The organism is Bradyrhizobium sp. 192 (assembly GCF_023100965.1).
GTDB lineage: Bacteria > Pseudomonadota > Alphaproteobacteria > Rhizobiales > Xanthobacteraceae > Bradyrhizobium > Bradyrhizobium symbiodeficiens.
Genome location: NZ_CP064690.1, coordinates 5,108,097 through 5,132,453, shown reverse-complemented (window position 1 = coordinate 5,132,453; position 24,357 = coordinate 5,108,097). Strand labels below are relative to the sequence as shown.

Annotated in this window: 19 protein-coding genes; 8 read left to right on the top strand and 11 right to left on the bottom strand. The window is 63.8% G+C overall.

The genetic code is table 11. The annotated features are described in order from the left end of the window. Positions 1–46 precede the first annotated feature (46 nt). On the bottom strand, positions 47–3,817 hold the full coding sequence (locus tag IVB24_RS23590; protein WP_247769225.1) for a vitamin B12-dependent ribonucleotide reductase: 3,771 nt from the start codon (positions 3,815–3,817) through the stop codon (positions 47–49). 765 nt (positions 3,818–4,582) lie between these two features. On the opposite strand from IVB24_RS23590, the gene IVB24_RS23585 reads away from it, so the two are divergent. Continuing rightward, positions 4,583–5,479 carry a DMT family transporter gene (locus IVB24_RS23585; protein WP_247769224.1) on the top strand — a complete coding sequence of 299 codons (897 nt, stop codon included), beginning with the start codon at positions 4,583–4,585 and terminating at the stop codon, positions 5,477–5,479. On the opposite strand, the gene IVB24_RS23580 is transcribed toward IVB24_RS23585, so the two are convergent. Together IVB24_RS23580 and IVB24_RS23575 are read right to left on the bottom strand one after the other, a co-directional pair. Next, positions 5,476–7,845 carry a tetratricopeptide repeat protein gene (locus IVB24_RS23580; RefSeq protein WP_247769223.1) on the bottom strand — a complete coding sequence of 790 codons (2,370 nt, stop codon included), beginning with the start codon at positions 7,843–7,845 and terminating at the stop codon, positions 5,476–5,478. The genes IVB24_RS23585 and IVB24_RS23580 overlap by 4 nt on opposite strands. Positions 7,846–8,128: 283 nt before the next feature. Beyond that, positions 8,129–9,685, bottom strand: a complete 1,557-nt coding sequence (locus IVB24_RS23575; protein ID WP_247769222.1) for a DUF1254 domain-containing protein — start codon at positions 9,683–9,685, stop codon at positions 8,129–8,131. Between the two features lie 71 nt (positions 9,686–9,756). Between IVB24_RS23575 and IVB24_RS23570 the strand changes: the two genes are divergently transcribed. From IVB24_RS23570 to IVB24_RS23560, 3 genes are all read left to right on the top strand, one after another. Further along, on the top strand, positions 9,757–9,990 hold the full coding sequence (locus IVB24_RS23570; protein WP_247774157.1) for a hypothetical protein: 234 nt from the start codon (positions 9,757–9,759) through the stop codon (positions 9,988–9,990). Between the two features lie 103 nt (positions 9,991–10,093). Next, on the top strand, positions 10,094–12,532 hold the full coding sequence (locus IVB24_RS23565) for an arylsulfatase (RefSeq protein ID WP_247769221.1): 2,439 nt from the start codon (positions 10,094–10,096) through the stop codon (positions 12,530–12,532). 77 nt (positions 12,533–12,609) lie between these two features. Then, positions 12,610–13,668: a transporter gene (locus IVB24_RS23560; RefSeq protein ID WP_247769220.1), complete on the top strand. Its 1,059-nt coding sequence runs from the start codon at positions 12,610–12,612 to the stop codon at positions 13,666–13,668. A gap of 63 nt (positions 13,669–13,731) precedes the next feature. Here the strand turns inward: IVB24_RS23560 and IVB24_RS23555 are convergent, their stop codons facing one another. The 3 genes from IVB24_RS23555 to IVB24_RS23545 all read right to left on the bottom strand — a co-directional run bounded on the left by IVB24_RS23555 (position 13,732) and on the right by IVB24_RS23545 (position 17,314). Beyond that, the gene (locus IVB24_RS23555) at positions 13,732–15,990 is read right to left on the bottom strand and encodes a CHASE3 domain-containing protein (RefSeq protein WP_247769219.1); all 2,259 of its coding nucleotides are present in this window, start codon (positions 15,988–15,990) and stop codon (positions 13,732–13,734) included. Continuing rightward, positions 15,987–16,406, bottom strand: a complete 420-nt coding sequence (locus tag IVB24_RS23550) for a response regulator (protein ID WP_247769218.1) — start codon at positions 16,404–16,406, stop codon at positions 15,987–15,989. The genes IVB24_RS23555 and IVB24_RS23550 overlap by 4 nt, the downstream gene beginning before the upstream one ends. A gap of 245 nt (positions 16,407–16,651) precedes the next feature. Continuing rightward, positions 16,652–17,314 carry a BA14K family protein gene (locus IVB24_RS23545; protein WP_247769217.1) on the bottom strand — a complete coding sequence of 221 codons (663 nt, stop codon included), beginning with the start codon at positions 17,312–17,314 and terminating at the stop codon, positions 16,652–16,654. A gap of 245 nt (positions 17,315–17,559) precedes the next feature. Between IVB24_RS23545 and IVB24_RS23540 the strand changes: the two genes are divergently transcribed. Next, on the top strand, positions 17,560–17,967 hold the full coding sequence (locus IVB24_RS23540) for an NADH:ubiquinone oxidoreductase subunit NDUFA12 (RefSeq protein ID WP_166469487.1): 408 nt from the start codon (positions 17,560–17,562) through the stop codon (positions 17,965–17,967). Between the two features lie 486 nt (positions 17,968–18,453). Here IVB24_RS23540 and IVB24_RS23535 read toward each other — a convergent pair whose 3' ends face one another. Continuing rightward, positions 18,454–19,140, bottom strand: coding sequence for a DJ-1/PfpI family protein (locus IVB24_RS23535; RefSeq protein WP_247769216.1), 687 nt, complete (start codon positions 19,138–19,140; stop codon positions 18,454–18,456). Between the two features lie 95 nt (positions 19,141–19,235). Between IVB24_RS23535 and IVB24_RS23530 the strand changes: the two genes are divergently transcribed. Next, positions 19,236–20,174: a GlxA family transcriptional regulator gene (locus IVB24_RS23530; protein WP_247769215.1), complete on the top strand. Its 939-nt coding sequence runs from the start codon at positions 19,236–19,238 to the stop codon at positions 20,172–20,174. Between the two features lie 33 nt (positions 20,175–20,207). On the opposite strand, the gene IVB24_RS23525 is transcribed toward IVB24_RS23530, so the two are convergent. Both IVB24_RS23525 and bla read right to left on the bottom strand, forming a co-directional pair. Beyond that, positions 20,208–20,423, bottom strand: a complete 216-nt coding sequence (locus IVB24_RS23525) for a PepSY domain-containing protein (protein ID WP_244637452.1) — start codon at positions 20,421–20,423, stop codon at positions 20,208–20,210. A 239-nt stretch (positions 20,424–20,662) separates the two neighbouring features. Next, entirely contained in the window at positions 20,663–21,547 is an 885-nt protein-coding gene (gene bla / locus IVB24_RS23520; protein ID WP_247769214.1) for a class A beta-lactamase, read from the bottom strand. 98 nt (positions 21,548–21,645) lie between these two features. On the opposite strand from bla, the gene IVB24_RS23515 reads away from it, so the two are divergent. After that, the gene (locus IVB24_RS23515) at positions 21,646–22,548 is read left to right on the top strand and encodes a LysR family transcriptional regulator (RefSeq protein WP_247769213.1); all 903 of its coding nucleotides are present in this window, start codon (positions 21,646–21,648) and stop codon (positions 22,546–22,548) included. Between the two features lie 91 nt (positions 22,549–22,639). On the opposite strand, the gene IVB24_RS23510 is transcribed toward IVB24_RS23515, so the two are convergent. Next, complete coding sequence (locus IVB24_RS23510; RefSeq protein WP_247769212.1) at positions 22,640–22,795, bottom strand: hypothetical protein; 156 nt, start codon at positions 22,793–22,795, stop codon at positions 22,640–22,642. 224 nt (positions 22,796–23,019) lie between these two features. On the opposite strand from IVB24_RS23510, the gene IVB24_RS23505 reads away from it, so the two are divergent. Further along, positions 23,020–23,184 (top strand): hypothetical protein, encoded by a 165-nt coding sequence (locus tag IVB24_RS23505; RefSeq protein WP_155526020.1) that lies wholly within the window; start codon positions 23,020–23,022, stop codon positions 23,182–23,184. A gap of 53 nt (positions 23,185–23,237) precedes the next feature. Here IVB24_RS23505 and IVB24_RS23500 read toward each other — a convergent pair whose 3' ends face one another. Next, positions 23,238–24,245 (bottom strand): Na+-dependent transporter, encoded by a 1,008-nt coding sequence (locus IVB24_RS23500; protein ID WP_247769211.1) that lies wholly within the window; start codon positions 24,243–24,245, stop codon positions 23,238–23,240. Positions 24,246–24,357: the final 112 nt, after the last annotated feature.

Below are 24,357 nucleotides of genomic sequence, written 5' to 3'. Positions count from 1 at the left end.
CCCGGGCTCCAAGCCCAGGACCAAGCTATCCGCGTACGTTAACCCCTCACGAACACCCCGTCGTCGAGCCGCAAGTATCGCACTTCATGCACGTGCCATTCCGCACCAGCGTGAAGTTGCCGCACTCCGAGCACATCTCGCCCTCGTAGCCCTTGGCCTTGGCTTCCGCGCGGCGCTCGGCCTTGCTGGGCACCGCAGTCTGGGCGGCGCTGCCGGACTTGCTCCATTGCAGCGCCTCCAGCTTCTCCGTCGGCGAGAGGTCGTGCTGCACTTCCTGCTTCAGCGCGACGGCGCCTTCCAGGACGTCGCCGACCCGGGCGCTCGCGCCGTGGCCGGCGAGGGCGGTGACCTTGGAGCCGCCGGTCGGGGCGCTGTCGTTGCCCGAGACCACCGCAGCGGAGCCGCCGCGCATCACGAACAGATTGTCGGTGCGGGAGCGGGTGAGGCCACGCGACACCAGCCTGGTCGCCTGGTGGTTCTGATCCTCCGGCTCCTTGCCTTCCTCGACGCCCTTGCCGAGCGCGTCGAAGTTCGACTCGGTCGGATCGACATGGGCGAGATCGAAGCGCGACATGTAGCTCACCGCGAGCTCGCGGAAGACGTAGTCGAGGATCGAGGTCGCGTACTTGATGCTGTCGTTGCCCTGCACGGGGCCCGCCGGCTCGAAGCGGGTGAAGGTGAAGGCGTCGACATACTCTTCGAGCGGCACGCCGTATTGCAGGCCGAGCGACACCGCGATGGCGAAGTTGTTGATGAAGGAGCGGAGCGCGGCGCCTTCCTTGTGCATGTCGATGAAGATCTCGCCGAGACGGCCGTCGTCATATTCGCCGGTACGGAGATAGACCTTGTGGCCGCCGACGACCGCCTTCTGGGTGTAGCCCTTGCGGCGATCCGGCATCTTCTCGCGCTCGCGCATCACGATGATGCGCTCGACCAGCTTCTCGACGATCTTCTCCGAGACCTGGGCGGCACGCGCCGCCATCGGCTTCTCGTAGAGGCTCTCGACCGCATCGTCCTCGTCCTCATCGTCGGCGATGAGCTGCGAGTTGAGCGGCTGGCTGAGCTTCGAGCCGTCGCGATAGAGCGCGTTGGCCTTCAGCGCCAGCTTCCACGACAGCATGTAGGCGGACTTGCAGTCCTCCACCGTGGCGTCGTTGGGCATGTTGATGGTCTTGGAGATCGCACCCGAGATGAAGGGCTGCGCCGCCGACATCATGCGGATGTGGCTCTCGACCGACAGATAGCGCTTGCCGACCTTGCCGCAGGGGTTGGCGCAGTCGAACACCGGATAGTGCTCGGCCTTGAGGTGCGGGGCACCTTCCACCGTCATCGCGCCGCAGATGTGGACGTTGGCCGCCTCGATCTCGCGCTTGGTGAAGCCGACGGCCTGAAGCAGGTCGAAGCCGGGGGCCGCGATCGCCTCGGCACCGATGCCGAGCTGGTCGCGGATGAAGTCTTCGCCGAAGGTCCATTTGTTGAAGGCGAACTTGATGTCGAAGGCGGTCGGAAGCGCCTTTTCGACCTTGGCGATGGCTTCATCGGTGAAGCCCTTGGACTTCAGCGTCGAGGCGTTGATGCCGGGCGCGTTGGAGAGCGAGCCGTGGCCGACGGCGTAGGCTTCGATCTCCGCGATATCAGCTTCGCGATAGCCGAGCGCGCGCAGCGCTGCGGGGACCGCGCGGTTGATGATCTTGAAGTAGCCGCCGCCGGCGAGCTTCTTGAACTTCACCAGCGCGAAGTCGGGCTCGATGCCGGTGGTGTCGCAATCCATCACGAGGCCGATCGTGCCCGTGGGCGCGATCACCGTGGTCTGGGCGTTGCGATAGCCGTGCTTCTCGCCGAGTTCGAGCGCCGCATCCCAGGCTGCCTGCGCGTGGGTGACGAGATCAGTCTGCGGGCAGGACACGAGGTCCATCGGCACGGGATTGACGCTGAGCGCCTCGTAGCCATTGGACTGGCCGTGGGCGGCGCGGCGGTGGTTGCGGATCACGCGCAGCATGTGCGCGGCGTTCTTCTTGTAGCCGGGGAAGGTGCCGAGTTCGGCCGCCATCTCCGCGGAGGTCTTGTAGGTGATGCCGGTCATCACGGCGGTCAGCGCGCCGGCGATGGCGCGGCCTTCCTTGCTGTCATAGGGCAGGCCCATGGTCATCAGCAGGCCGCCGATGTTGGCGTAGCCGAGGCCGAGCGTGCGGAACTCGTAGGAGAGCTCGGCGATCGCCTTCGACGGAAACTGCGCCATCATCACCGAGATTTCGAGCACGATGGTCCAGAGCCGGCAGAGATGCTCGTAGCTGTCGACGTCGAAACGCTTGGTGGGGATGTCGTAGAACGTCAGCAGGTTGGCGGAGGCGAGGTTGCACGCCGTGTCGTCCAGGAACATGTATTCCGAGCACGGATTGGACGCGCGGATGTCGCCGGACGCCTTGCAGGTGTGCCAGTCGTTCATGGTGGTGTTGAAGTGCAGGCCCGGATCGGCCGAGGCCCAGGCGGCGTAACCGATTTTTTCCCAGAGGTCGCGCGCCTTCAGGGTCTTGGTGATCTTCTTGGTGGTGCGTCCGACCAGATTCCAGTCGCCGTCGGTCTCGACCGCGCGCAGGAAATCGTCCTTCAGCGAGACCGAGTTGTTGGAGTTCTGGCCTGAGACCGTGAGGTAGGCTTCGCTGTCCCAGTCGGTGTCGTAGACGTCGAACTGGATGTCCTTGTAGCCCTGCTTGGCGAACTGGATGACGCGCTTGATGTAATTGTCAGGCACGAGACTGCGGCGCGCGAGCTTGATCTCGCGGCGCAGGGCCGGGTTCTTCTCGGGGTCGAAGCAATCGTCGCCCGAGCCTTCGCAGTTCACGCAGGCCTTCAGCACCGCCTTGAGGTGCTTCTGGTTGATCTTGGATCCGGTGACGAGGGCCGCAACCTTCTGCTCCTCCTTCACCTTCCAGTCGATATAGGTCTCGATGTCGGGGTGATCGACGTCGACGACGACCATCTTGGCCGCACGTCGCGTGGTGCCGCCCGACTTGATCGCGCCGGCGGCGCGGTCGCCGATCTTGAGGAAGCTCATCAGGCCGGACGAGCGGCCGCCGCCGGAGAGCCTTTCGCCTTCGCCGCGCAGCCGCGAGAAGTTGGAGCCGGTGCCGGAGCCGTATTTGAACAGGCGCGCTTCGCGGACCCAGAGGTCCATGATGCCGCCCTCGTTGACGAGGTCGTCACCGACGCCCTGGATGAAGCAGGCGTGCGGCTGCGGGTGCTCGTAGGACGATTTCGAGCGGGTCAGCTTGCCGGTGAAGGGGTCGACGTAATAATGGCCCTGGCCGGGACCGTCGATGCCATAGGCCCAATGCAGGCCGGTGTTGAACCATTGCGGCGAGTTCGGCGCGACCATCTGCATCGCGAGCATGTAGCGGAGCTCGTCGTAGAAGGCCTGCGCGTCCTCGTCGGTCGAGAAATACTTGCCCTTCCAGCCCCAATAGGTCCAGCAGCCGGCGAGGCGGTCGAACACCTGCTTTGACGAGAGCTCGCTGACATAGCGCTCCTTCTCGGGCAGGAGGGCCAGCGCCTCGGTGTCGGGCACGGAGCGCCACAGGAAGGAGGGGACGGATTCCTCCTCGACCTTCTTCAGGCGCGCGGCAACGCCGGCCTTGCGGAAGTACTTCTGGGCCAGCACGTCGGAGGCGACCTGCGACCAGGCGGTCGGGACCTCGACGCCGTCGAGCTTGAACACGACCGAGCCGTCGGGATTCCTGATCTCCGACGTGGTCTGGCGGAAATCGATTCCCGCGTAAGGTGACTGTCCCGAAGTGGTGTGGCGCCGCTCAATCCGCATCGTATTGCCCCGTCCTTATTTTTAACCGGCGCGCCTCCGCAAGGCGACCGGGTCGATATTTCAGTTCGCGAGTCCTTCAGCGGCCATGCCGGCCCAAAGGCTTCGCAGTTCAGCCGGTGGTTCCGGCCCAGTTTCTCCCGGCGCGATGGGTCGGTGCGTGCACCTTTCATCGGCCGGCATGCCCACACCCATCCGCCCCCAAGGGGATGCGCGTGACATGCGTTCAACGCCCCACAACATCACAACGTCTACCGTGCCATTCGAGCCTGTTGCCGGCCCGTTCTGGCGCCCGAAAAGTCCGCTCATCGCGGGCAGACAAGCCCTCATTCCGCAGCCTTCGGCCGGCTGGCGGAGATGAGATTTGCGAGACCCTTTGGGGGAGTGCCGGCGGGACGCAAACTCACTCGCGCCGAACGGATCGAAAACTAGGACTCTCCATTGCGCCCGTCAAGAACTAGTGCGAGTTCCTGAATCAAATACTAAATATGGTGGATTGTGGGGGATAACAGGGGGCAAGCCCGCGCCTGTTGTGGAGGCAAGTATCAGTGAGTCCTCAGAGATTCCCAACCGAAAAAATTTGCATTCGGTAGTGCTGCGGATGCTTCATCCCGCTGTTCACAGGGCAGGTATATTTTTGAGCGACGGGGTTGCCACGACGGGACTCACGTAGGGGTACGGAAGGTGAGGGCAGGCATGCCCTCTGTGGTGGTGGTTTGGCCTGCGAATCCGGGCCAAGCTGACCCCAGAATTTGCCGGACCACCCACATGCTTGATTCGACTCGCCGGGATGCGCGGCCGCGCATCGCCCCGGCCGGCCTGATGTTCCTTGCCATCACCTCGATCGGCTGGGGCTTCAACTGGCCGGTGACCAAATTCCTGCTCTCCGAGTTGCCGCCGCTGACGCTGCGCGGGGTGACCGGTGTGCTCGGGGCGGTGCTGCTGGCGGCGCTGGCGATCATCCGCCGCGACAGCCTCAGGGTGGACCCCGCGATCTGGCCGCGCCTCCTAATCGCCGCCGTGCTCAACGTCACCGGCTGGATGGTGCTGATGGGCCTGGCGCTGCTCTGGCTGCCCGCGAGCGAGGCGGCGCTGATCGCCTACACAATGCCGGTCTGGGCCTCGATCATCGCCTGGCCGGTGCTGGGCGAGCGGCCGACCGTGCTGCGCACGCTGGGGCTGGTGATGGCCTTCGTGGGGCTTGCCTCGATCATGGGCGGCAACGGCATCGCCGCCAGCGTCGAGAAGCTGCCGGGCATCGTCATGGCGCTCGCCGGCGCGCTCGGTTTCGCGGTGGGCACGGTGTTCTCGAAGAAGTACCCGATCCATCTGCCGCCGATCACGGCTGCGGCCTGGCAGATCGGGATCGGCTGCCTGCCGATCTCGATCATTGGCCTCCTGATCGAGACCACACATCTGGACAAGGTGACGCCGGCCGGCTGGTGGCTGCTGGTCTATTCAACTGTGGTGCAGTTCTGCATCGCCTATGTCAGCTGGTTCGCAGCGCTCGCCCGCCTGCCGGCCTCGGTCGCCGCGATCGGCACCATGGCGGTGCCGGTGATCGGCGTGGTCGCCTCGGCGATTGCGCTGCATGAGCCGCTGGGACCGGGGCAGATCGCCGCGTTGATCTTCACGCTGGCGGCCGTGGTGCTGGCAACGCGCTAATGCCTGGGTCGTGTGGCCTCGCTTGGCGCGCCGATCTGCCGTTTGATCTGAGCGATCAGCGCCGCCAGATTGCGGTCGTCCGGCACGATGATCGCGAGCCTTTCAGCGTAGTCCAGCGCCGCCCTCGCATCGCCAGCCGCGCGGCTGAACGAGACCAGGGCTGACAGGACGTCCCTGTCGCCCGGATGACGTTCCAGCGCCGTATTCAACATCTTCACGGCCTCACCGGCTTGCCCACGGGAATGCAACGCCACCGCGTAGACATAGAGGTAGCGTGGCTGATCGGGGTCAAGTTCGGTTGCCCTCCGCAACTCGGCGAGCGCCTCGTCAGGCCGCTTCAGCCGGGTCAGCGCCAAGCCGAGTGCGTGATGCGCGGCGGCATCACCCGGCGACGCCGCGATCGCTTCGCGGAGAACCGTTTCGCCGTCGCTTTCGCGGCCGGTGCGGCGATAGAGGTCCGCCAGATTGATCGCCGCCGTCGCATATTGCGGGCTCAGCCTGAGCGCGGCCCGGTACTCCATCTCCGCATCCCCGGTCTGGCCGCGGCGTGCGAGGAAATCTGCAAGCGCGGCGCGCGCCTCGGGTCGTTCGGCATTGGCGCGCTGCGCCGTGACGAATTCCCCGGCCGCCTGATCAAAGCTGGCGCGATCGCCCGACGGCTGGCTTGCGGTCGGGACCGACGCGAGCAGGGAGGCTGCCCTGATGCGAACGCCACGTACGGGATCTGCGAGCAGCGGCGAGGCCAGCGGCCAGATCTGGCTGGCCGCCACGTTTTCCAGCATGGCGAGGCCGCCGATCCGCACCATCGGATCGGGATCGGTGAGCGCGGTGCGCGCCGCCGCGATGTTCGCCGGCGTCACGCGCGAGGCAAGTTCGCCGAGCGCACTTGCCCGCGCCACGGCCGGAGCCTGGCGATCCGCGGACAGGACCGAAAGCAGTTCAGCGGCATCGCTCTGGCCGGTGCGGGCGGCATGGAATGCCTGTCCGTAGGTCTGGAAACCCTTGCGGGCTGGTCCGAACCACCGCTCGATCGCCGACGCGGCCCATTGCGCAGCCTTGTCGCGATGACAGTCGTTGCAGGCGTTCGGCGTTCCGAGCGAGACAGACTGGTCTGGCCGAGGCACCCTGAAAGCGTGATCGTGCCTGACATCGACCACCATGTAGGTCCGAGCCGGCATGTGGCACGAGATACAGGTCGGCGCCGGATCGGCCTCTGCGTGGTGGCTGTGTTTCACATCGGCATATTTGTCGGACGCATGGCATTGCAGACAGGTGCCTTCGCCTTGCAGGCGAAGCTTGGCGCTGTGCGGCTCGTGGCAATCGCTGCAGGTGACGCCGGCCGCAAACATTTTGCCTTGCTTGAAGGGCGTATAATTATACGGCTCCTCGACGTCACGGATCTGCCCGTCGGCATGATAGGTGTTGCGCGCGAGCGGCTCCACCACATGGGTTTGCGACAGCCATTCGCCGGGTATCCAGTCCTCGCGGAAGCCGGCCCGCCGTGCGTGACATAAGCCGCAGGTCTCGACTTCCTTGCGCAGCATTGCCGGCGCCGCGGAGCGCCGTGCGTTTCCGGTCTGGGGATCGATTGGCCAGGCGACGCCCCGGCGTTCGTCGAAACGCACGAGCAATCCCTTGCCTGGCTCCTGGCGCTTGCCGAACGGCCACCAGCTTTGTTGCTTGCGCGCCCAGTTGGTGTGGTTCGAGCCTTGGCCGTGACAGGCCTCGCAGCCGACGCTGATGTCCGCCCATGTGGTAGCAAAGCGGTCGGTCGCGGCATCGTAGTTCTTGCGCAGGCCGGTGGAGTGGCACTCCGCGCACATGAAATTCCAGTTCTGGTTCAGTTTGGTCCAGTGCAGGATATCGTCGTGCTTGATGGCTTCATCGGGCGAGAGATGAAGCCAACGCTGGCCACCCTTGTCGTGTGACCGGCTGTCCCATGCAATTGGCAAGGCCTGAATGCGCCCGTCAGGAAACTCGACGAGGTATTGCTGCAGTGGATCGACGCCAAAAGTATACTTCAGCTCGAACACGGCGAGCTTGCCATCGGCACCGTCGGTCTCGACCAGGAATTTGCCATCCTTGCGAAAGAAACGGGAGCGCACGCCGTAATAGTCGAAGCTCGCGTCGTTGAAATTGCCGAGCACGGTCTGGTCGGTGGCGTGCTGCATCGCCGCCTTGTGCTGCGAGGCGCCCCATAATTTCGCTTCGGCCTGGTGGCAGCCCGCGCAGGTTTCGCTGCCGACATAGGCCGCGGCAGAGGGAGCGTAGGTCTGCGAGGCCGGACTGCTATGATTGAGAAACTGGAAGGCAGCACCGAAAGCGACGACGGCGACCGCCGCGACCCCAATCCAGATGCGACGCATCGGCAACTGCGCGGCGCTCTGCCCAGCACGCATCGGCGACTGCGAAGTCGGTGACGGCGCTTGGGCAAGGGCCCTCGGTGAATCCCGGCCCGATCTGTGACGCTTGCGTGCCAACGGCTGCCTTCTGTCTTGCGATCAGGCGTCCAGCATCGATCAAGATAGCCACACCAATCTTCAGCCTCAGCCCTATCGAGTCAAGGAGCGATGGATCACGGCGGGATATCGAACCGGGCGGCGGCTCCGGACAATTGATTGGCCACGGAGGCGATGCCCGCGCGTATCTCTACTGCAGCTCGATTTCTCCTGGCCTCCAGGTCTTGTCGAACCACGGTTCGAGCGGGCCGTAGAGACGCAGAAGGGTATTCCAGCCTTTGCCAGGAACAGTCTGCACCCAATTGTGCTCCTTACCGGCCGGGGCCTTCGGTCCGAAATAAACGTCCACCGAACCGTCTGCGTTGGTCAGGATGGCCTTGTCCTGGCTGCTCACCATCGGGAACCGCTGGTCCGTCTGGAGCATCGAGCGCGTCTGGTTGTCGTACAGGATCACTGACCAGAACTCTTTCGCTGGAATGTTCGGGGGCAGATGCAGCCTGTAGTTTTTGCCGCCATCCAGAGCAGCGCTCTTGGAATCGACCAGCCCCACCGCGTATTGAGAACCCTGACCGACCATTTTTGCTTCCATCGCGGGTGTCACGCCGGTCGCATAGAAGTAGAAGAACGACGCGGCATCGAGGAAGCGCACGCCGGGTTGCGATTCAAAATTGTAGCCGCCAAGCCACTGACGCCAGGTGCTGTTCGGATAGTAGAACGCTTCCGGAATCCGGCTCCTGAAGAGCAGGGCGCGCACCGTAGCATCGCCGACCGCGGCCGCCTCTGTCAGAATCTTCTTCATGCGGGCATCGGGAGCGAACGGCTTGCCCTTCTCGATACCGATGGAAGCGAAGTAGCCGAGCGTAACCGGGTCGAGCGACTCGATCGGCTCGCTCTGAACGACCTGATTGAGCAACGTCCAGACCTTGTCGTCTGCCGGTGCCACCGTGTTGAAGGCTCGGCCCGACACATTGACGAATGTGTTGGCCGGAGGATTGGTCCCTTTCGACAAGGGATAGATGCGCGTGAGCTTCTTCAGGCTTTCGATGGCCGGGGTCATGTCCCCGTTCACGGAAAAATTGCGCCAGACGAGAATTGATTCATAGGTGGGAACACGGACCACGAGATACCCCTCGGGCACTTCTCCCTTGTAGCCGGGCGGCAACAGCAGATACTTGCCTCCTTTGCCCTTGTCGGGGCCGACCACTCCGATGTCGGTGACATAGCGAAACCAGAAGTCGTCGATCATACCCAGCACCATGGGTGGTACCTCGGCCACCAGTGGGCCGTCGTGCAAGTTGATCCATATCCACGTGTAGGCAACGTTGGCGTTGGCTGTCAGAAACAGCGAACGGGCATCCATCAGCGTCTCAAAGGTCGGAATCGTGGAGTTGGCAGCCCCAACCTGGAGCAGTCCCTCACGCAATCCGGCCATGTTCACCGCGGGAAGTGCCAGTAGGTAGGCCTGCACCGCGCGCTGGAAGTCGAGATTGTCGTAAAGCTTTTCGACGGTGGCCTTGTCGGGGAATCCGTCAAAGAACTTCAGCGTGCCGAGGCGAGTCTCGACTTTATCCGGGAGGGGATGCCCGGCGGAATTGGAGTTTCCATCTTGTATTGCTGCGCCGGTGCCGCAGAACTCACCATCAGCGACAGAACTGAAATTGCAATCGCTATTCGCTTCATGAGCCAATCCCTTCGAAGTCGAAGTATTAGGCGACGACCGCCCGCCAAGGGGATTGATCTGCGTCAACCCCCCGATCGCTCGACCGGGTAAATTCGGCAATCAATAACGGAGGACGCAGGGATGAACTCTCGATTGGAATATCTGCACTGCTGACAGCTGGATTGGTCGCCGGCTTCGTTGCGGCAAGCACCGAAAAGGCCAGTGCTGTGGTGTACTGCCAATATGTCGAATATCCCGTCGGATGCATCGTCAGGCCCGGGGTCGTGCTGCGGCCGCGGCCGGTGGCGCGCGCGGTCGTAACCCCCCGCGTTGGGGTGGTGGGGAGACCGATGAATCGCGGCGGTCCCGTCAATCGCGTCGGGCGGCGCTGATCCGGCGTCTAACTGCTGCCGCCGAGCTGCGGGATGCGCCCTGTTCGCATCCCGGCATTTCATCAATGAATTTGCTGTTTCTGCTCTCGCCGAGGTAGCCGACATGAGACGTATGACAACGGCCGTCACCGCGCTGTCCTTGATCGCCCTGCTGCCAATTTCTGCGAATGCCCAACAGGTCGCTCCGCCCGCGGTCGTGCTGCCGACCGATCGCACCGTTCTGCCCATTCCCGAGCCGGCATATCCGCACAGCACCGTGTTCGACGCGCGCAATGCGACGCCGCCGCCGCGCTTCGAGGTCAAGGCGCCTGCCAGTGCACCCAACGTCCTGATCGTCCTCATCGATGACATGGGTTTCGGTCAGTCGAGCGCCTTCGGAGGGCCGATCCACATGCCGGCGGTGGAGAAGCTGGCGAACGAGGGTCTGCGCTACAACGAATTCCATACCACCGCGCTCTGTTCGCCAACGCGCTCTGCGCTGTTGAGCGGTCGCAACCATCACATGAACAATTTCGGATCGATCGCGGAGACCGCGACGACCTTCCCGGGGCAGACCGGACAGCGTCCCAACAACGTGGCGACCGTCGCGGAGATGCTGCGGCTGAACGGCTACAGCACCGCGCATTTCGGCAAGAACCACGAGACTGCCGCGTGGGAAGTGAGCCCCTCCGGTCCAACCGATCGCTGGCCGACGCGCCAGGGCTTCGACAAGTTCTACGGTTTCATGGGCGGCGAGACCAACCAATGGGCTCCGCTGATCTATGACGGCATGACTCAGGTCGAGCCGTCGAAAGATCCAAAGTACAACTTCATGACGGACATGACCGACAAAGCGATCGACTGGATGCAGTACCAGAAGTCGCTGACGCCCGATAAGCCGTTCTTCATGTACTTCGCGCCAGGCGCCACCCACGCGCCGCACCATGTGCCGAAGGAATGGATCGCCAAGTACAAGGGCAAGTTCGACCAGGGCTGGGACAAGCTGCGCGAGGAGACGCTGGCCCGCCAGATCAAGCTCGGTGTGGTGCCCCCCGGTACGAAGCTCGCTCCCAAGCCGGAAGCCATCAAGGACTGGGCCGCGCTGAGCCCTGACGAGAAGAAGCTCTTCGCTCGCCAGATGGAGGTGTTCGCCGGCTTTGGCGAATACGCCGACACCGAGATCGGCCGCCTGATCGATGCCGTCAAAGCGACCGGCCAGCTCGACAACACGCTGGTCTTCTACATCGTCGGCGACAACGGCGCGAGTGCCGAAGGCGGCATGAACGGTTTGTTCAACGAGATGACCTATTTCAACGGCGTGCAGGAGAGCGTTCAGGACATTCTCAAGCATTACGATGAACTCGGTAGCCCGATGACATACAGCCACTATGCGGCTGGCTGGGCGGTGGCAGGCGATACGCCTTTCACCTGGACCAAGCAGGTCGCATCGAGCTACGGCGGCACCCGCAACGGCATGGTTGTGCATTGGCCCAAGGGCATTGCGGCCAAGGGTGAGGTGCGCTCGCAGTGGCATCACGTCATCGACATCGTCCCGACCATCCTCGAGGCCGTGAAGGTTCCCGAGCCGAAGAGCGTCAATGGAACGGCACAGACGCCCATCGAGGGTGTCAGCATGGCCTATAGTTTTTCCGACGCCAAAGCCCCAAGCTCGCACAAGACGCAGTATTTCGAGATATTCGGCAACCGCGCGATCTATAGCGACGGTTGGCTGGCCGGCACGATTCACCGTGCGGCGTGGGAAACCACCAATCGCAGGCCGCTCGATCAGGATATCTGGGAGCTCTACGACACGCGGTCCGATTTCAGCCTGACGAACGATCTTGCAGCAAAGAGTCCGGACAAGCTGAAGGAGCTCCAGGATCTCTTTCTCAGTGAAGCGGTCAAGTATTCCGTATTGCCGCTCGACGACCGGACTTTGGAGCGGCTGAACGCGGCCATGGTCGGGCGGCCCGACTTGATGGCCGGCCGCACCTCGCTGACGGTTCACGAGGGCATGATCGGAATGTCCGAGAACGTCTTCATCAATACGAAGAACCGCTCGCATGCGATCACCGCCGATGTGGAAATTCCCGGCACAGGGGCAAGCGGAGCGATCCTTGCCCAGGCTGGCAGGTTCGGCGGCTGGAGTTTGTACCTGAAGGACGGCAAGCCCACCTACACCTACAATTTCCTTGGTTTGCAGCGATTTACAATAGCCGCGAAGCAGGCATTGCCCGCCGGAAAGTCCACGATCCGCTTCGAGTTCGCCTATGACGGCGGTGGGATCGGAAAGGGTGCAGTCGGCACGCTGTTCGTCAACGGCAGGAATGTTGCCTCGGGCCGGATAGATCGCACCCAATGCTGTGGCTTCTCGGCGGACGAGGGTGCGGATGTCGGAGCGGACGAGGGTACTCCAGTAACAGAAGCCTATAAGGTGCCATTCAAGTTCTCCGGCAAGATCAGTCAGGTGACGGTCGAGTTGAAAGACATGAAGAAGGCGGACAGTGAAGAAGCTGTAGAGGGCCGTAAGGCGGCGATGTTGAAGAAAGGTTTGTCCGATTGAACAACCGGCAGTGCAGGATACGGTTCGTTCCAAAGTCGGGCGATCAAACGACAGCAGATTGACGGGGGGCAGCAGTTATGACGAGTTACATCGCGCGCGGACGACGGTTGAGTGGCGCACTCGCTGCCGCGGCACTTGCCGTGCTTTCTCCGCAAATGGCCCTTGCCGACGAAAGCGGCATTTCATTCTGGTTGCCGGGCCTTTACGGCAGTCTCTCCGCAACTCCGAGCACACCTGGTTGGTCGATCGCCGCGATCTATTACCACGCGAGCGTGGGCGCTTCGGGCGGGGCTGCCGCGTCGCGCGAATTCCAGGTCGGGCGGTTCTCGCCGAACGTCAACATCGATCTCAATTTGTCCTTGCACGGCCAAGCCGACCTGATGCTCATTGCGCCGACCTACACATTTGCGACGCCCGTGCTCGGAGGCCAGTTGTCGGCGACGCTGGCCAGCGTCTACGGTAGAAATTCAGCGAGCCTTGCCGGGACGTTGACGACGGCGGCGGGACCGATCGTCTCTACGCATAATGGCTTCCTAGAGGACGCGCTCGTCTCTTATGGCGACCTCTATCCGACTTTCAGGCTGAAATGGAATAATGGCGTCCACAACTACATGGTTTATGGCGCGGGCGACATACCGGTCGGCGACTACAGTGCGCTCAGACTGTCCAATATCGGCCTCGGCCACGGCGCCATCGATTTTGGCGGCGGCTACACTTACTTGAATCCCACGACAGGCACGGAACTTTCCGGCGTCGGTGGCTTCACCTACAATTTCAAGAACCCCGACACCCAGTACCAGAGTGGCATCGATTTCCATTTCGACTGGGGCGTGTCGCAATTCCTGTCGAAGCAGATCTTCGTCGGCTTCGTCGGTTACGGCTACCAGCAGATCACGGATGATTCCGGACAGCCGGCCGTTCTCGGCGGCTTCCGCTCGCGCGTTTTCGGCGTCGGCCCCCAGATCGGATATATCTTCCCGATCGGGAGCAACCATGCTTTTCTCGGCTTGAAGGGTTATGGCGAGTTTGCCGCTGCCAACCGGCCGTCAGGCTGGAACACCTGGCTGACATTCTCGATCTCCGAGGCCGTCCTTACCAGCACGTTGACGCCGACGCGGCACAGCGCGTCGAAATGAGATAGAGAATCGCGCTCTAGGACCCGGATTTAGGAGCACGATTCCTGGTTCGCTCGCGGCGCGTTAGCCCGCGGCCATCCCGTCGCCGCCCAGTGCCTTGCGGATCGTCTCCGCGAGCTGGTTTCTCCGATAGGGCTTCGTCAGAAGCATCACGCCGTCGTCGAGCTTGCCGTGGTGCACGATGGCGTTGTCGGTGTAGCCGGAGGTGTAGAGCACCTTCACGCCCGGCCGCAGCTTGGCCACCTCGTCGGCAAGCTCGCGCCCGCTCATGCCGCCGGGGATGACGACGTCGGTGAAGAGGAGATCGAACGGCTGGCCCGCATGGATCAGTTCCAGTGCGGTCTTGCCGTCGGGGGCGGCAATCGTCTTGTAGCCGAGGCTCTGCAGCTGCGCGGTGACGAAGGTGCGCACGAGGCTATCGTCCTCGACGACGAAGATGGTCTCGGCACCGCCTTCGATCTGCGGCGCGCCGGTCGCGGCCACGTCCGCCATGCCATCGCCCGGCGGCAGATAGAGCTTGATCGTGGTGCCGTGGCTTTCCTCGCTGTAGATCTTGATGTGTCCGCCGGACTGCTTGACGAAGCCGTACACCATGGAGAGGCCGAGGCCTGACCCCTTGCCGACCTCTTTGGTGGTGAAGAAGGGCTCGAACGCCTTCAGCTGGATGTCGGGCGACATGCCGGTGCCGGTGTCGCTGACGGCGAGCATCACGTAGGGGCCGGCCACCACGTCTGCATGGGCCTGCGCATAGGCCTCGTCCAGCACGACGCGGTGAGTCTCCAGCAGCAGCTTGCCGCCGTTCGGCATGGCATCGCGCGCGTTGATCGCCATGTTGAGCACGGCATTGGTGAGCCGGGACGGATCGATATGCGCGGTCATCGGCCCCTGTTCCAGCACGGTCTCGATCTGGATCTGCTCGCCGAGGGTGGGGCGCAGTAGTTTTGCGATGTCGGCGATTGCGGCGTTGATCTCGACGTCGCGCGGCTGCAGCGGCTGCCTGCGCGCGAACGCGAGCAGATGCTGGATCAGCTCGGCGCAGCGCTCGGCGGCCTCGTCGATCAGCCTCGCCACGCGCTGCAGCTCGGGCTGCTCTTTCAGGCTCGCCACCAGCGTCTCGGTGTTGCCGGAGATCACGGTCAGCATGTTGTTGAAGTCGTGTGCGACGCCGCCGGTCAGCTTGCCGATCGCATCCAGCTTCTGCGACTGGTACAGCTGCCGCTCGGTCTCGCGCGACATGGTCGCGTCGTGATAGACCAGCACCGCGCCGGAAATGTCGCCTTGCCCGTCCAGCATCGGCCGGCCGCTGATCATGAGATGACGCGGAGGATTGCCGCTGTGGGGGCGGACGATCATCTCCATGTCCTCGAATTTCTCGCCGCGCAGCACGCGCACCGAGGGCAGCTCGTCGGCCTTGAGCGGCGTGACGCCGTCGCCGTGAAACACATCCGACAGCGAGCGCAGATTGCGCAGGTTCATGCCGGTGCGATGCAGCAGCATGCGCTCCGCGGCCGGATTGGACAGCAGGACGTTGCCCTCGGCGTCGATGACCAGCACCGCCTCCGCCATGCTGTGAAACGTGCTCTGGAGCACATTGACCGACAGGCGCAGTTCGTCATGCGCGTTGACGAGGTGTTCGGTGCGCTCGGCCACCGCCGCTTCGAGCGCGTGGTTGGCAGCCGTGGTCTCGCTCAGCGTGCTCTCGAGCTCGACCGTCGCGCGCCGGCTCTCGCGCATCACCAGCGCGACCAGCAGCAGGATCAGCAGGGCGCCGGCGACGTCGATGCCGAGCAGCACGATGCCGGTGCGGCGCGAATCCTGGGAGCGCGCGGCGAGCACGCGTTCCTCCTCCGCGCTCAGATGGTCGAGGTTGCCCATCACGGCGTCCATCAGGCCGCGGCCCTCGGCCTTGCCGTTGAGCGCGGCTATGCCGGCCTGGTCGCCCGCCGCGCGAAGGCGCATCGCCTCGGCCGCGATCTCGACCCGGCGCAGGGCCAGCGGTTCGGTGCCTTCCAGCAGCTTGACCTGATCCGGATTGTCGCGCACGGCGCGCTTGAGTTCGGCGAGGGCCGGCGCGATCTCGGCTCGGACGGCCTGGAATTCGGCGTTGAAGGCCGGGCTGCGGTAGAGTTCGTAGCCGCGCGCGGCGCTTTCGGCGCGGCGCAGCAGCACGCGCAGATCGGAGATCTTCTTCTGTACCCGGACGGTCTGATGGACCCAGGCCGCGTCGGACCGCGACTTGACGTCAAGGGCGATCGAGGCGGCCGTGATGATCAGGAGGATGGCAAGTCCAGCACCGAGAATGACGCGCTGCGTTGGGATCAAGGGGCTTCTTTCTTGTCCTTCGGCTGTGTGCTCTCGCCCGGACCGGCGAGGCATTCCCGGATCGTAGTCAGCAGCGCTTCCGGCGTGAACGGCTTGCGCAGGCAGCGCGTAGCGCCGAGCTCCAGCGCCATGCGGAGGAAATCGGGAGAGGGCGAGGCGGATGAGGCGAAGGCGTAGCCGGACATCGCGATCAACGGAGTAGCCGGCGCGCGCTCATGGAAGATGCGGATGGACTCGAAGCCGCGCATATGCGGCATGAAGATATCAACGAGCATCACCTCAAAGGCCTGCGCTTCCAGCGCAGCCAGTCCTGTTTCGCCACCGTCGGCCAGCGTGACGTCGAAGCCCTGACGTTGGAGGAGGACCTCGATGGTCGCGCCGACCATCGGATCGTCGTCAACCACGAGACGCGGCATGACACTTCCCAGTAATCGAAATCCCCATCGTTGTTGGTGATATCCGCGAATCGTGTCCCTGGTCAATTTTGGATTGGGTCGGGGTAGATATGCACGGTGCGGTGAATTAAGGTCCCGTTATGTCGACTTGTAAGCAGCATCATTGCCGGCGATGGGCCCGATGCGGCGAAATCGCCGAGGCGTACAGGATGCGAAAAAAGGCGTCGCAGCGATGCGACGCCTTCCTTCAAGCGTGACTGGAGTGCTTACGGACAGGGGTGACGCTGGCCGTCATAGCCGAGATAGGTGCCCGAAGCCGGGTCATATGACTTGAAGCGCTGCGAGCAATAGGCCACGGAATCGCCGCCGCTATCGGGAACGACCGCTACCGACGGCTCGTCATAGTAGCTGTCGCCATAGTAATAGGGGTCGCCGTAATAGCCGCCGCCGCCATAATAAGCGTAGGAGCCAAGTCCGCCGATCGCAGCACCCGCCGCGAAGCCGGGCCAGAAGCCGCCGCGGCCGCCGTGACGATGATGGTGCCCGCCGTTCCAAGTGCCGCCGCGGCCGCTCCAGTTGCCACCGCGACCCTGCCAAGTGCCGCCGCTGGCGGCCGCAAAGTTACGGGCTGCGCCACCGGTGAACGACGTGCCGCCGCTCGGGCGGACCGCTGCACCGGCTGCGAAATTGCCGCCACCGCCGTGGAAGGCGGCGCCGCCGCCGCCCATCCGCGCACCGCCACCGAATCCGCCGCCGCCCATGCGTGCGCCGCCGCCACCGAAGTGAGCGCCACCGCCACCACCGCCGCCGAAATGTGCGCCGCCACCGCCACCACCACGACCACCGTGACCCTGTGCGAAGCTCGGCGTCGCCAGCGGGAGAACCAATGCTACCGCGGCAGCGGCACTCAAAACTTTCAGACTTTTCATGAGTAAACTCCTTTTCCCGGAAGCAAACCCTATGAACGGGCCAGGGTTCCTGCGATCACGCCGGTTTGCGCGTGAATGAAAGGCTCGCGCACGAGCGCTGTACCCGGCATGAACGGATCGCGTCCGATTTGCGGCAACCTTCGTTTCGAGGGCCGCTCATTGCGGAGGGGACCGCCGCTCCCGCCGAACTGGACATTTCGCCGCCCGGATGGCATCAGGACCCGACGAAGCAGGGCCCTTGCCGCATGAAACAGTTCTTCCTCAAGTTCTTCACCTGGTGGAATGGCCAGACTTTTGGCACCCAACTCTGGACCAGGCGGTACGGCGAGCTGGTCGGCCAGGACGAGCAGGGCAATCTCTACTATCGCACCCGCGGTGGGGTGGTCGACCCGACGCTTGGCTTCGAGCGGCGCTGGGTGGTCTATAACGGCTACGCCGAAGCCAGCCGGATCCCGCCGTCCTGGCATGGCTGGATGCATCACACCGTCGATGTTCCGCCGACCGAGGCCAATTATCAGCCGCGCGAGTGGGAAAAGCCGCACCAGCCGAATCTCACCGGCACGGCAAAGGCCTATCGGCCCTCGGGCTCAACGCTCGCCAGCGGCAAGCGGCCGAAGGCGACCGGCGATTATCAGCCCTGGACGCCTGGCTAGGCTTTCCGTCCGCCATCAATCTCGATCGTTCGGTTGGATGCACGCCCATCCGCCTCACCCCTGCTGTGGACAACGGGAACAGCGGGGACGGCGTCTGCGCGAACGTTGCGGCCGTGCGAGCCATGCGGCTCAATGCCCCCATCTTACGGAGATGGGAGACCATCGCGTTCGGTTCGGGCCACAGTTCGCGACTGTCCCGAAATGCAGCGGCCGCCGACCAGGACTCGATCGGGAGATAGGCCCCCGGTCTGGAAGTTCCGAAATCGCCCGATGGAATGTGCAGCCGCCGTAAGACAGGAAAGGCCGCTTGGGAAACCGAGCGGCCTTTTTCTGTTGTGCCGAGCTCGTGCCCCGGACGCTGCGCAGCACGCAGTGATGCGCTGCTGAGCCGGGACCAAGGTATCCAAGAGCACCCCAGTGGCGTGGGTCCCGGCTCTGCGGGGCGTCACTGCGTGCCGCACCGCGTCCGGGACACGAGAGGAGAGGCTAGTTCACCCGCTCCGCCGCTCGCTTGACCGCCTCGAGCCTCCGCGCCTGGTTTTGCGCGCCGCGCTCTCTCAGCAAGGCCAATACTTCAGCGGGCGCGGTGTCGGGCGAGCCCGAATTGAATGGCGGGGCGGGATTGTATTCCATCTGGAGCTGGATTGCTTCCGCGGTAGTGCGATCGATCATGAGAGAAACCAGCGTCAACGCGAAATCGATTCCCGCGGTGACGCCGCCGCCGGTGATGCGGTTGCGGTCGACACAGACGCGCATCCTGGTCGGCGTGGCGCCGAACTGGCCGAGCATCTCCATCGCGCTCCAATGGGTCGCGGCGCGGTAGCCCTTCAACAGACCGGCGGCGCCGAGCGCCAGCGAGCCCGTGCAGACGGAGGTGACATACTTTGCGCCTTCGGCCTGCTTGCGCAGGAAATCGAGCACCTCCTCATCGTTGAGCAGGTCGTTGGTGCCGGCGCCGCCGGGCACGCAGATCACGTCGAGTTGCGGGCAGTCGGCGAACGTCGTGGTCGGCGTCAGCGTCAGCACGGAATCGCTCGGCACCGGCTCGATCCGCTTCCAGATCAGATGCAGATTCGCGCCGGGCACCATGGAGAACACCTGCAAGGGACCGGTGAAGTCGAGCTGGGTGACGCGCGGAAATACCAGAAGACCGATCTGGAGCGGTGACGACATCGGCAGGTCCTCCAAAGATGAGCTTGACGCGCGAAGACTGGCATGGTGCGGTTGTGTCTGAAATGGCGTAATTCCCTCTATTTCGGACATCGGCTATGATCGGCATCCTGATTTTCCCGGATTTCCAGCTGCTTGATGCGGCCGGTCCGATCTCGGTGTTCGAGGTCGCGGCGCGCTGCACGGGCAAGACGCTTGCGCTGCGCGTGCTGGCCGCGAGCGCGGGACTGGTGCGCAGCTCGTCGGGCGTCGAGATGATGGCGCGTGATTTCAAGTCGGCGAATGCGATCACGACGCTGGTGGTCGCGGGCGGTGCGGGCGTTGCGGATGCCGCGCGCTGCGAGCTCACGTGCGCCTTCGTGCAGCGGCTGGCGCGGCGCGGCGTGCGCGTCGCGAGCGTCTGCTCGGGCGCCTATGTGCTCGCCGAGGCGGGGCTGCTCGACGGCCGCCGCGCCACCACGCATTGGGGACGGACGCGCGATTTCGTCGCGCGCTATCCGAAGGTGAAGTTCGAGCCGGACCAGATCTTCACCCGCGACGGCAATGTCTGGACCTCGGCCGGCATCACCGCGGGCATCGATCTGGCGCTCGCGATGGTCACCGAGGACCATGGCGAGGAGGTCGCGCAAGAGGCCGCGCGGCACCTCGTGCTCTACCATCGCCGCAGCGGCGGCCAGTCGCAGTTCTCCTCGCTGCTGGAGCTGAAGACGCCGAACGGCCGCTTCGGCGCGCTGTTGTCCTGGGCGCGCGAAAATCTCGACGCGCCGCTGACGGTGGAGGACCTCGCCGATCGCGCCGGCATGAGCGCGCGGCATTTTGCCCGCGCCTTCGCCGCCGAGACCGGCACGACGCCGTCGAAGGCGATCGAGCGGCTTCGCCTCGAAGTCGCACGCGAGCGCGTGCAGTCCTCGCGCGAGGCGATCGAGCTGGTCGCAGAGGCGACCGGCTTCGGCGATCCCGAGCGCATGCGCCGCGCCTTCATCCGCGCCTTCGGCCAGCCGCCGCAGGCGCTGCGCCGCGCGGCGCGGGCGGGGTAGGGCTCTCCATGCCCGCGAGCGCCCTCGATATGCTCAGTGATCGGGCTTTTCTTTCAAAAGGGCACCCGTCTTCGGGTCGGCATGGAATTCCATCTTCTTTCCGTTCTTGATGCCTTCGCCCTCCCACCGCCCATCGTCGGCTTCGAGCTTCGTGACCTGCGAATAGCCGGACTCCATCAACTTGGCCTTCACTTGCTCCATCGGCATCCAGTCGGGGCCGGGTTGATCTGCTTTGGCTGCTGAGCTCATGGCGAGCGAACCGAGAACCAGGATTACGGCAAATCTCATCGTGGAATCTCCTTGGGATGAGCGGCTTTAACTGGATCTTTGAATTGATGTTCCTCGCGGCGTCGGTGAGCCGCAAACCATCAAGCTCGGCTTTGGGGGCGCGCCTCACAATGGGTGCGCGACCGGCTGGTCGGCTTGCGCGTTGCCCTCGCAGGCGCTGCGACGCGCGGCAAGAGCGGGGTAAGACGGGCACACGATCGTCAGCCGAAGGCCTTGCCGACCTCCCGACCGACTGATGCGATCACATCATTCCGTCCATTTGGGTCGAGCGATGCGCCGGTGAGGTAGACTGCGATGATGAGCGGCGAACGCTTGGGCGGCCAAACGATCGCGACGTCATTGGCAGTGCCATTTTCACCTGCTCCGGTCTTGTCGCCCACCCGCCAGCCTTGCGGCAACCCGGCGCGTAAACGAGTATCCCCGGTCTTGTTGGCGATGAGCCATTGGCCGAGTTGATCACGCCCTTCCGGGAGCAGGACGTCACCGAGCAGCAAGCGTCGGTAGTTGGCGGCCATCGCATTTGGAGTCGTGGTGTCGCGGGGATCGCCGGGCTTGGCCTCGTTCAACCCGGTTTCAGTCCGGTCCAATCTCGTGATGTCGTCGCCGAGGCTCCGCGCAAAGCTGGTCAAGCCGGCTGGACCGCCGATATTTTTCAGAAGCGCGTTACCGGCCGTGTTGTCGCTCCGGGTGATGGCCGCGTCGCAGAGCTCGCGGAGGGTCATTCCTTCTCCGCCGATGTGTTCGCGGGTGACGGGCGAGTACTCGACGAGATCGGCCTGTTCGATACGAACTCGTCGTTCAAGCGCTTCCAGCTTGCTGCCCGCGGCTTTGAGGATTGCCGCGGCGGCCAGGACCTTGAATGTGCTGCACATCGGAAAGCGTTCGTCTCCCTTGTGATGGATCGGAACGCCGGTCATTGTATCGAGCACGGACACGCCGAGCCGGCCGCCACTCTTCAGCTCCAACTGTTTGATGGCTTCGATCAGCGGTGCGGTTCCACTTGACGCAGCGCCTGAGACGCCCGGCAGGAAGAGACTTCCGGCCACCGCCAGTGTTGATGAGCCGAATTGACGTCGTGTGAGCATCGTGACCTCCCGAAGATTGCAGCGAGGTTTTGCGTCTGGCTCCGGCAATTGACAAACGATGCTTCGTAAGGCCATCCATAAGTAAAACTTGGATCAAAATGGCCCGCCGTCCCGCCAGCATTTCCAGTCTGCCTCTAAACGCGCTCCGCTCATTCGAGGCGGCGGCGCGCCATCTGAGCTTCACCAAGGCCGGTCTCGAACTTCGGGTATCGCAGGCAGCCGTGAGCCAGCAGGTGCGGACCCTGGAAGAGAGTCTGCGCGTCAAGCTCTTCAAGCGACTGACCCGCGGGCTTGCTCTCACGGAAGAAGGCGAGACGCTACAGCCCGTCATAGCGAGCGCCTTCAGCCAGATCAGTCAGGTCCTGGATCGGTTCGAGAATGGCCGCATGCGTGAGAGCCTCGCCATCGGCGTGGTCGGAACGTTTGCGTCGGGTTGGCTGCTTCCTCGCCTCGGGAGCTTCACCTCGAGCCATCCGCATATCGACGTCAGGATCTTCGCGAACAACAACCGCGTGGACCTCGGCGGCGAAGGATTGGACTACGCCATTCGCTTTGGCGACGGTGCTTGGCACGGAACGAACGCCGAGCGTCTGGTCGAGGCTCATTTCACACCGATGTGCGCGCCTGATGTCGCGAAGCGCCTCAAACATCCGGTCGACCTCCACAAGGAGGTGCTGTTGCGCTCGTATCGGCCGGGCGAATGGGCGCACTGGTTCGAGGCGGCAAAATGCAGGCAACCGCGGATGACCGGCCCGATTTTTGACTCGTCGGTCTCCCTGGCGCATGCGGCAGCTCAAGGCGCCGGCGTCTCGCTGTTGCCGGTCGTGCTGTTTTCCGACGACCTGGCGCGCAAGCGGCTGGTTTGCCCCTATGACAGTCAAGCCTTTCTGGGATCCTATTGGCTCACGACCCTGAAATCGAAAAAGCTCTCACCTGCGATGAAAGCATTTCGCGACTGGATATTGGCCGAGTGCAAGAAAAAGAGACCACGCAGCGCGTAAGCCTTCTCCGTCTCGCAAAGTGCGTTGAGCGCGGTCCTCAATGCTAACCAGAACTCAGTCGGGCCCCCGCCCTTGCCCCAGGCGGCAGACTTCAGTGCTTCACGTCTCTGAGGTCGCCCGCCAAGCCGTCGATAATGTACTTGACCCAGCGGTCCTCTCTCGCGAGCGCCTCAGTCTTCAATTTCAACTTATCTTCATCCGTTAGCTGCAGCGTTAGCGGCGGGTCGTTCTTTTCAATGAACATCATCACTGGACCTCTCAAGGGCAAGACTCCCTGATGTCTATCGTTCCAGAGCGAGTTTCTTGTTCCACTCCGCGCCCGGGCTTGGATCAATTCCGCAAAGCGTCATCAAGGGAACAACGCCGTTGAGGCATGTTCCATCCGCCCGAAGATAACCCTTGCACCGCCTGCGCAATGGGTAGCTAGTGTCAGCCTCAGCGCGCCATGCTGTTCAGACGTCGGAGGGCGCAATGCAGAGCTACGTAAACCACGAAAATATCAGACGTTATCAGAAGCTCATCGCCATCAGTGAGGGTGACCCGTCACGCGATGAAGCACGGCATCAGACGCTGTTACGACTCCTGGCCGAAGAAAGAGCCAAGGACGTGCGGCCGGACGATTGGCCTGACACCTGATCTGGAGCGCCCGTAGATTGCGTCAATCGAATTCGGCTCCACGTTCCGCTTGCCTAGCTGGTCCTCTTCGCCGCCGCTCCGCAGGATGCATCCGCGCGCGCCGTGAAGCGCCGCGCGATCGGCATCAGCAGGTATGGCGCAAGGTGGATCGGAAACTGCGTCATCGCGAAATAGAGCCAGGTGGTGGGCGGCAATGCGCCGGCGGTTGCCGCCAGCATCAGGCCGAGATTGCGCTGTGACACCATCAGTCCGAGTGCGAGCGCGCGCTCGGTGCCGATGCGGCGGAACAGCAGCGTGGTGACCGCGAGCAGGGTGAAATAGATCGCGAACGAGAGAGCTGCGAGGCCAAGGGTGAACAGCGGCTGTGCGAGGAGGTCGCGCACGACGTCGCCCATGATCGCGGCAGCGAACATGAAGAGGATGATGATGTTGAGGCCGTCGATCGGCGTCTTGTGACGCTGGATCGCCTGCGCGCCGAAGATCCATCGGATGGCGGTTGCGGCCAGCAGAGAGGCCGCGAGGATGCCGAGCAGTTTCAGGCCCAACGCCAACGGCGTGACGCTGAGCATGTCGCCGAGGAAGAGCCCGGCGAACAGCGAGGCCGTGAAGGGCACCAGCGCGGTCGAGGTCACCAGCGTGATCAGCACGAGCGTGGCATCGAGACCCATCAGCGCGGCCAGTGCCGGAGAGGCCATCATCGGCGAGGCCATGCCCTGGAGCATCAGCGCGAGCGAAAGGCCAGGGGCGCGCGCCGTGAGCCCGGTTGCCTGGGCGATCAATCCGACGATCAGTGGCACGCCGATCGTGGTCCAGGCCGTGGCAGTTGCCACCAGCGCCGGTCGGCGCAGATGGCTGTAGAGGGCGGCCAGATCGACCCGCATGAAGGAGATGCAGAGCAGGCAGAGGATTGCCTCGGTGAGATAGGGACGCAGCAGCGCGCCGAGGGGTGGCACCGCGGCCGCGATGAAGACCACAGCGGCGACTCCGCGCGTGCCCTGGCTGCCGAGCCATGTCAGGACGCGCAGCGGGACGGCGAGAGTCGTTTGGAGGGTGGACGGCATTGCGATGAGTGTCGCCTGCGTAGCCCGGATGAGCGCAGCGATATCCGGGACAGATATTTGCGAGGGGTGAGAGCGGTCCCGCATGTCGCTGTCGCTCATGCGGGCTACGGGA

Excerpts from the sequence above, each read along its gene's own strand:
- IVB24_RS23525 (WP_244637452.1), bottom strand. The coding sequence starts at position 20,423 with ATGAGCTCAGCAGCCAAAGCAGATCAACCCGGCCCCGACTGGATGCCG.
- IVB24_RS23510 (WP_247769212.1), bottom strand. The coding sequence starts at position 22,795 with ATGATGTTCATTGAAAAGAACGACCCGCCGCTAACGCTGCAGCTAACG.
- IVB24_RS23590 (WP_247769225.1), bottom strand. The coding sequence starts at position 3,817 with ATGCGGATTGAGCGGCGCCACACCACTTCGGGACAGTCACCTTACGCG.
- IVB24_RS23585 (WP_247769224.1), top strand. The coding sequence starts at position 4,583 with ATGCTTGATTCGACTCGCCGGGATGCGCGGCCGCGCATCGCCCCGGCC.
- IVB24_RS23500 (WP_247769211.1), bottom strand. The coding sequence starts at position 24,245 with ATGCCGTCCACCCTCCAAACGACTCTCGCCGTCCCGCTGCGCGTCCTG.
- IVB24_RS23530 (WP_247769215.1), top strand. The coding sequence starts at position 19,236 with ATGATCGGCATCCTGATTTTCCCGGATTTCCAGCTGCTTGATGCGGCC.
- IVB24_RS23560 (WP_247769220.1), top strand. The coding sequence starts at position 12,610 with ATGACGAGTTACATCGCGCGCGGACGACGGTTGAGTGGCGCACTCGCT.
- IVB24_RS23540 (WP_166469487.1), top strand. The coding sequence starts at position 17,560 with ATGAAACAGTTCTTCCTCAAGTTCTTCACCTGGTGGAATGGCCAGACT.
- IVB24_RS23535 (WP_247769216.1), bottom strand. The coding sequence starts at position 19,140 with ATGTCGTCACCGCTCCAGATCGGTCTTCTGGTATTTCCGCGCGTCACC.
- IVB24_RS23580 (WP_247769223.1), bottom strand. The coding sequence starts at position 7,845 with ATGCGTCGCATCTGGATTGGGGTCGCGGCGGTCGCCGTCGTCGCTTTC.
- bla (WP_247769214.1), bottom strand. The coding sequence starts at position 21,547 with ATGCTCACACGACGTCAATTCGGCTCATCAACACTGGCGGTGGCCGGA.
- IVB24_RS23550 (WP_247769218.1), bottom strand. The coding sequence starts at position 16,406 with ATGCCGCGTCTCGTGGTTGACGACGATCCGATGGTCGGCGCGACCATC.
- IVB24_RS23565 (WP_247769221.1), top strand. The coding sequence starts at position 10,094 with ATGAGACGTATGACAACGGCCGTCACCGCGCTGTCCTTGATCGCCCTG.
- IVB24_RS23515 (WP_247769213.1), top strand. The coding sequence starts at position 21,646 with ATGGCCCGCCGTCCCGCCAGCATTTCCAGTCTGCCTCTAAACGCGCTC.
- IVB24_RS23505 (WP_155526020.1), top strand. The coding sequence starts at position 23,020 with ATGCAGAGCTACGTAAACCACGAAAATATCAGACGTTATCAGAAGCTC.
- IVB24_RS23545 (WP_247769217.1), bottom strand. The coding sequence starts at position 17,314 with ATGAAAAGTCTGAAAGTTTTGAGTGCCGCTGCCGCGGTAGCATTGGTT.